Source organism: Pseudomonas gessardii (assembly GCF_001983165.1).
GTDB classification, from domain to species: Bacteria; Pseudomonadota; Gammaproteobacteria; order Pseudomonadales; family Pseudomonadaceae; genus Aquipseudomonas; species Aquipseudomonas gessardii.
Genome location: NZ_MNPU01000090.1, coordinates 1 through 7,305, shown reverse-complemented (window position 1 = coordinate 7,305; position 7,305 = coordinate 1). Strand labels below are relative to the sequence as shown.

Genomic DNA, 7,305 nt, shown 5'->3' with positions numbered 1-7,305 from the left:
CCCCGGCATGGATGCCGGGGTAGCCGCGACACGGCCATGGATGGCCGATCGCGGCGGGCCCACGGAGCAATGCCTGACTGCGGGCATGCCGAGCCTAGGCGAGGCACCGAGTGGTGGGGCAAGAGCGTTTTGCTTACTTTGGCGCTCTTCAAAGTGAGCCGCCGTAAGGGCGGAACCCTAAGTGGCCGTAACCGCAGCAACGGATATGTACACACCCCCCAAGAACCACGAAAGAGTTTATGTAGATACCTATGCCACAAACCGCGCGTCTACAGATCCGGAGGCAAATGCTGCACACCCTGCAGCGGCAGTTCATAAGACTTCTTCACCGTGCGCACCACCAGCGTCGACGAATAAGTGCGAATCGGAATATCGCGGTAAGTGTCGAGAAACCGATAGATATATTCGGTGTACTCCGTGGCATCGCGAAACTTGGCCACCATCACAAAATCGAACTCCCCGGTCATCAGGTAGCAGTCCTGAATCTCCGGGCGGGTGGCCAGGATGTGTTGCATCTTGCGATCAATGTCGTTGCTGTCCTTGTCGAGCTTGATCAAAAAGAACGCCGTGACCTGGATCCCCAGCTTTTTTTCATCCAGCACCGCGACTTTCGCCTTGATGATCCCCGCGCTCTCCAGGCGCCGGATGCGCCGGTAACAACTGGTCGAGGACAGCCCCACGCTGTCGCTGAGCAGGTCCAGGCTCTGGGTACAATCCTTCTGCAATTTGCCGAGAATTTTCAAATCCATGGCGTCTGTCATTATTTCCACTTCTTCCTTGAGAAAACTGCAATGAATCCGCCGTAACGGGCGGCCAATTTGCACAAATCACTGCACAGTGGCCCGTTACTATCAATTCCAGCTTAGCAGCCCCGAAAGATCCAGCATGGGGCGGCGTGAGAGGGATCTTATGATAGTTGCGAAACCGACATGGACCGCTGATATCCAAGGGCTTTTCACCGCGCCTTACTGGATACCGCCCGCCGAGCGCGGCCAGGTCGCAGGCTCGTGGGTGCGTTGCATGAATGCCTACGACGTGTTCCTGGAAGACCCCGATTCGGTCAAGACCTGGTCCGAAACCATCTACCAGCACCTAGCCTCACGCAACATGCCGCTGACCCTGGATGACCGGCAGTTCTGGCCGATCGACGCCCTGGAAACCTTCCGGTTGTGGGTCAACCAGGGCTGGCGCCTGAACAGTTTTTCGCCGTTCGATATCGCCGAGCGCATCCCACCGCCAGACCTGCCGCACCCGGTCAGGCGCGTGCGCCAGGACATCCGCGCGCTGAGTCAGGAACAACTGGACCTGTACCGCGCGCGGCTCGATGACGTGATGCAGATCGGCAACCCGGACAGTGGCTCGCCGTGGCAGCGCTATGCCTATATCCACAGCAACTGGTGTCTGCATTATCAGGAGGCCTTTGCCCTGTGGCATCGCGCTTACCTGCTGTACCTGGAAGCCTTGATTGACTACCCGATCCCGTACTGGGACTGGATGGCCGAAGACGCCAGTGTCGATGGCAGCCCCCAGGCCGGTTTGCCCCAGGCGTTTCTCGATGAAACCTATGTGCATCCCCGCAGCGGCGAAGTACGGCCCAACCCATTGCGTTATGCGGCGGCCAAGGATGGGCGCTCGAAGGTGTGTGCCTCGGGCAATGTCGAGGGCGTGGATTGCCGCTTTGTGCAACGCAACCCGCTGTTCTACACCAAGGGCGACTCACAACGCGTCAAACGCACCCAGTTGTATGGCATGAGCCGGATTTTCCAGCAGCAGGTGGTGGATGCCTTGACGTTCAAGACCTTCAGCCAGCCCCAGGGCGTGCCGGGGTATCCCTGGGCCAATATCACCGAGTTCGATCCGCCGCAAAAAGACGAGTTGTACCCCAATCGCACACTGAATTTCGATGGCCTGTACGAGCAGCCCCACGACAACTATCACGGCTGGATCGGCGGCGATATGGCCGATAACGCCTACACCGCGTTTGACCCACTGTTCTGCTCTTACCACGCCAATATCGACCGCGTGCTGGAGATCTGGATCCGCGCCAACCCGGCGGCGCAGTACACCACCCAGTGCCTGCTCCAGCCGTTTGCCGGCAACCAGGCCGAGACGGTCACGTTCACCAGTGCCGATGCCTGGCGCTACACCACCCTGGGCGATATGGCCCAGGACAGCCGGCACATCGGCTACGACTACGGCACCCCGGTGGCGCCGCCGTTCGGTGCACGACGCGCCAGCGCAAAAGCGTGCTGCCCGCACAGTGCCGCGCCTGCCCAGGAGCAGGCCCAGGCCAGCGGCCCGTGGGTAGTGTTCGACCATGTGCGCTGCACCCACGACACCTACCTGATCGACGTTTTCCTCAACCAGGCCGACGCCACGCCCCAGCAGGTCAGCGCTGAGAACCCGCACTACGTCGGGCGCTTCAGCCGGATCGGCATGGGCCTGGTGGATGACAAGGGGCGCTGCATCCCCCATGGCGTGTGCCGCGCGCTGAATGCCGCGCGCAGTGTCACGGCATTGCACCTTGGCCCCACGGACGAGCTGCAGTTGAGCCTGCTGGTCACCCATCTCGATAGTGGCCGGGTATTGGCGCCGCAAGAGTATGCGCCGCTGCCTGGCTTTATCGCCCAACTGGTGTGGGACGACCCGCGCCAGACCGTTGCCGACCCTCCCCCGAGTGCCGGTTGCTGCTCCGTTTCTACCCCCCATGGAGATCTGACATGAGCACGCCCTTCAAGCAATTCACCTCCCCCGCCGGGCAAGCGCCAAAGGACTACAACAAGCTGGGCCTGGAAGACCAGTTGCCGCAATTTGAAACCGACTGGAACAACGACGTCACCGGCTGGACCGAAGCGGCGATCATCGGCAACCCATGGTCGGGCCTGTACGACGCGCCACGCTCGGGCTATTACAACCCGCTGGTCGAGGGCTATGGCGACACCACCCCGCCGGCGATTACCTGGCAACCCTTTCCCAACCGGCTGTGGACGTTTTTTTATAGCAACGGCACGGCGGTGATTCCGCAACTGGGCGGCAAGGCCATGACCCTGCAACAGGTCATGGAACTGACCGACAATGGCCAGATCACCATCAACGACACCCTGTACACCCTGTACGACCCGGACAAAAAAGGCACCCTGCTGCAACTGCCGGTGACCCGTTGCCCGAGTATCGACTGGAACGGCAAGTACAAGGACTTCTCACCCTCGGGCCCACGGGGCTGGCTGGACGAGTATTGCGAGTGGTCGATTGTCCGCGATGCCAATGGCGACATGCGCAAAATCACCTTCACCAGCGAAAACCCGGCGTACTTCCTGGCCATGTGGCGCATCGACCCGAATGCCGTGCTGGGGCTGTATCGCGACTACATAGACCCGAACGTCCAACTCGAAGACCTCTACCTGCGCTACGCCACCAACTGCCCGACCGGCAATGCCGGGGATCCGGTGATTGACCCGACCACGGGCCTGCCCGCCTACGACACTGTCAACAAATGGAACGCCGGCACCGCCTGTACGCCCGGCCAGTTCGGCGGCGCGATGCACCTGACGTCCGGCCCCAACACCCTCAGCGCCGAGGTGTACCTGGCGGCGGCGGCCACGATCATGCGGCCCCTGAAAAGCAGCCAGAACCCTCAGTCGCTGATCTGCTGCGCGCAATATGGGCAGAACTATCGCAACTCCGACCCGCATATCGGTTTTGCGGCCAATGAGGCGGCCATCAGCAACCGTATCTCCCTGACCAATCCCATCGCCCTGTACCTGCAGCAACCGACCAACTTCAGCGCGTGGAAAGGCCCGCAGGGGCAGGATGTGAGTCAGTACTGGCGCATTACCCGCGGCACCGCCAAATCGGCGATCAATGGCTCCGACCAGATCCTCCAGGCGGTGTTCGAGGTGCCGCAAAGCGCGGGGTTCTCGATCAATGACATCACCATCAACGGCCAGGCCGTGGACTATGTGTGGGTGATTGCCCAGCAACTGCTGGTGGGCCTGAGTGTGACCGTCATGCCGAGCACCACGGCGGCGCCGTCTCCTTGCGTACAAGACCGGGTCAATGGCCTGCAACCCTGGCCGGTGCAGTTATTGCCGCTGGACCTGTTCTACGGCCAGTCGCCTACCGACCTGCCGGCCTGGCTGGCCCCTGGCAGCAGCGGGCAGTTTGTCCTGGTGGTGCAAGGCGCCGATCTGCAGACCACCGCCGCCACGGCGAGGATCCAGTTCAGCAATCCCGGGGTGACGGCACAGGTCACGAAGTTCATGCCCGACGCCTCGGCCATTCCCGGCCAGACCAACGCGGGCGGCACCCAGGGTTACATCATGACCATCAGCGTCGCGGCGAACGCGGCGCCGGGGCTGGTGACGGTACGCGCGCTCAACCCGGGCGAGGCGGATAACGTCAGCGCGGCGGACCACCCGTGGGAATCCGGGCTGGCGCTGGTGCCATCCACCTAAGCCCCCCCTGTGGCGAGGGTGCAAGCCCCTCGCCACAACAAGCCCCCCTCATTTCTGCAAGGAGCGCGATGATGTCCAGGTTTCGCTTGAGTCGTCTGCTGCTGGTCAGCACCCTGCTGTCACTGTTTATCCTGCCCTTGGCCCACGCGTCCGATGCCGATAACTGCGTCCAGCAGCAACTGGTGTTCAACCCCAAGAGCGGCGGGTTTATGCCGGTCAACAACTTCAACACCACCGGCCAGAGCTTTATGAATTGCTTTGGCTGGCAATTGTTCATCGCCCTGAACTGGCCGGTGGACCCCGGCTGGCCGGCCAATGCCAGCCTGGCGGGCGAGCCGGACAGAACCATCACCGTCGCGCAATTCGGCGTGCCCACCACCGCCGGACAGCCCATGAGCGTGGCGCCGGTATGGGCCAGCTACAAAGACGCCAATGAGATTTTCCTGCCCGGCGCACCCAAGCCCAGCGGTTGGGGGGTGCAAACCCTGGTGCCGCCCAATTGCAGCAGCCAGGACAGCCTCCAGGCCCTGTCGGTAGGGGCGCGTAAATTCATGAATGCCACCTCGGAAAGCGCGACCAACGCCAAGCATCGCTTCCACTTGTCCAGCGGCACCCTGGCGTCGATTCCCGACCCGATCATGGAAGCCGCCGGTGGCTGGCTCACGGACCAGACCGGCAACCTAGTGTATTTCGAACGCAAGGTGGGCAAGGCCGAGTTCGACTACATCGTCGACAACGGTCTGTACGATGCCGCCAATCAACTGATCGTCGCGCAAAACAGCGATGGCAAACACCCGGCCGGCCTGTCGCTGCCCGCCGGTGAGCTGATGCGCTCGATGCCCACCACCCCGCTGCCCCAGGAGCAACTGGGCGCCCTGGAACTCAAGGCCGCCTGGCGCATCCTCACCGGCCAGCCCCAACTCTACGGGCGCTACCTGACCACTGTGGCCTGGCTCAAGAACCCCGCCACCCTGCAATGCACCCAACAGGTGGTGGGCCTGGTGGGCCTGCATATCATCAACAAGACCCAGAGCTCACCGAACTTTATCTGGACCACCTTCGAGCACGTGGACAACGTACCGGAACCGGGCCAGGTGCCCGCGCAACAACTGCCCCCGGACGGCTACACCTTCAACAACCCCAACTGCACCGGCGGCCCCGATGTGTGTACGCCGAACGTGGCGCGCATCCAGTGCAAACAGCACCACCCGGATCGCGAATGCACCGAACCCTATCCACGGGACCAACCGGTGCAGACCACCCGCGAACACCCACTGTCGTCGGACATGCAGGCGCTCAACGGCGCAGTGCAGGCCAGCTTCGCCCAACAGACCAACGGCCAGTCGGTGTTCCAGTACTACAAGCTGATCAATGTACTGTGGATCACCGCCCCGACGCCGCCCGACCCCGAGCCGGGCCCGAAGGCGAAGGTTCCCCTGTCCTACGGTGCTTTTATCAGCGACAGCAACGTACCCGTGGCCAATACCACCCTGGAGACCTACGTCCAGGGCATGAACTGCAATGACTGCCATCAGCAAGCGACCATTGCCGGCAGCGCCACCCTGGCCTCGGACTTCTCGTTCCTGTTCAACAACGCCGATTCGGCCAAGCAAACGAGCCTGATCAAACGCGTACATGCCTTCGAAACCCTCAAGGACGGCCAACCATGAAACGCTCCCTCGCCACCCTGCTGCTCGCCCTGTCAATGGCCCTCGCCCCCCAGGCCTTTGCCCATTCGGCCCATGAACTGCACGCCCAGAACAACGGCGCCGATGCCGATGCACCGGGCAACCACGGCATGTTCATGGTCGGCTCGCAGACCCTGTTCCTGGTGCACATGCCGATGTTCACCACGGAAAAGCACATGTACCAGATCGTCCTGCAGGCCAGCCTGCCGGCTGACGTAATGGCCAAGTACCAGGCCCTGCGCGCGGCCAACCCGAGCAAGCCGTATAACCTGATCAACGTCGATAACGACACCTTCACCCTGCCCCAACTCAAGGCCGGCGAAGTGACCGCGTTCAAGGCGACGATCTATGACGGCTACTCCAATGATGGCGGCGGCACCCCGGGGCCGGTGCTGTTTGACAACGTGCCGGTGACGGTCGAGGCGGTGGTGATCTACCGGCCGTTCAACCTGGGGATCGAGCGGCCCAAACAGATGGTGTACACCCTGTTTGGCCGGGGTAATGAGGCGCACCTGACGCACTACATCGCCCAGGATCCGGACTTCCAGGAAATCATCACCCTGCCTGGGCCACCGGCGCCGTTTTCGGCGGCGCAATTGGTGTCTACGGTGGATTTGAATTTCACCACGGTGCAGTCGTTGCCGATTGTGTGTCAGTCGCCGCTCAAACCTGGGGTCTATCCGACCTTGCTGGAGGGGCGTGCGGATGCGCCAGTGGCGCTGGACCTGGGGCCGGCGGCGCAGCGTGTGTGGTATTCGACGGGGAATTTGTTGAACAGGACCGATCCTTGCCAGCCTTGAGTGGGTATAAGGCAGCTTCGACATTTGATGTGTGATGTGGCAGGGGTTTTTCTGCTTCGCCCGGGTCGCGGTGGGAGCGGGCTTGCCCGCGATGGCGGTGGGTCAGCGGCATCGCGGCATAGGTATCTACACAGCTCTTTTCTGGGGTTGTGTACATATCCGTTGCTGCGGTCACGGCCACTTAGGGTTCCGCCCTTACGGCGGCTCACTTTGGAAGAGCGCCAAAGTAAGCAAAGCGCTCTTGCCCCACCACTCGGTGCCTCGCCTAGGCTCGGCATGCCCGCAGTCAGGCATTGCTCCGTGGGCCCGCCGCGATCGGCCATCCATGGCCGTGTCGCGGCTACCCCGGCATCCATGCCGGGG

The 7,305-nt window shown here is 62.3% G+C and carries 5 protein-coding genes; 4 read left to right on the top strand and 1 reads right to left on the bottom strand.

Translation table 11 applies throughout. The features are described 5' to 3' along the window. Nucleotides 1-269 precede the first annotated feature (269 nt). The gene (locus tag BLL38_RS29360; protein WP_057959148.1) at nt 270-749 is read right to left on the bottom strand and encodes an Lrp/AsnC family transcriptional regulator; all 480 of its coding nucleotides are present in this window, start codon (nt 747-749) and stop codon (nt 270-272) included. 160 nt (nt 750-909) lie between these two features. On the opposite strand from BLL38_RS29360, the gene BLL38_RS29355 reads away from it, so the two are divergent. The 4 genes from BLL38_RS29355 to BLL38_RS29340 all read left to right on the top strand — a co-directional run bounded on the left by BLL38_RS29355 (nt 910) and on the right by BLL38_RS29340 (nt 6,942). Then, on the top strand, nt 910-2,724 hold the full coding sequence (locus BLL38_RS29355; RefSeq protein ID WP_083743139.1) for a tyrosinase family protein: 1,815 nt from the start codon (nt 910-912) through the stop codon (nt 2,722-2,724). Beyond that, the gene (locus tag BLL38_RS29350; RefSeq protein WP_057959146.1) at nt 2,721-4,454 is read left to right on the top strand and encodes a hypothetical protein; all 1,734 of its coding nucleotides are present in this window, start codon (nt 2,721-2,723) and stop codon (nt 4,452-4,454) included. The genes BLL38_RS29355 and BLL38_RS29350 overlap by 4 nt, the downstream gene beginning before the upstream one ends. Before the next feature lie 71 nt (nt 4,455-4,525). Then, nucleotides 4,526-6,124, top strand: coding sequence for a hypothetical protein (locus BLL38_RS29345; protein ID WP_076965322.1), 1,599 nt, complete (start codon nt 4,526-4,528; stop codon nt 6,122-6,124). Further along, nucleotides 6,121-6,942: a hypothetical protein gene (locus BLL38_RS29340; RefSeq protein ID WP_090412746.1), complete on the top strand. Its 822-nt coding sequence runs from the start codon at nt 6,121-6,123 to the stop codon at nt 6,940-6,942. Before BLL38_RS29345 ends, BLL38_RS29340 begins: the two co-directional genes overlap by 4 nt. Nucleotides 6,943-7,305: the final 363 nt, after the last annotated feature.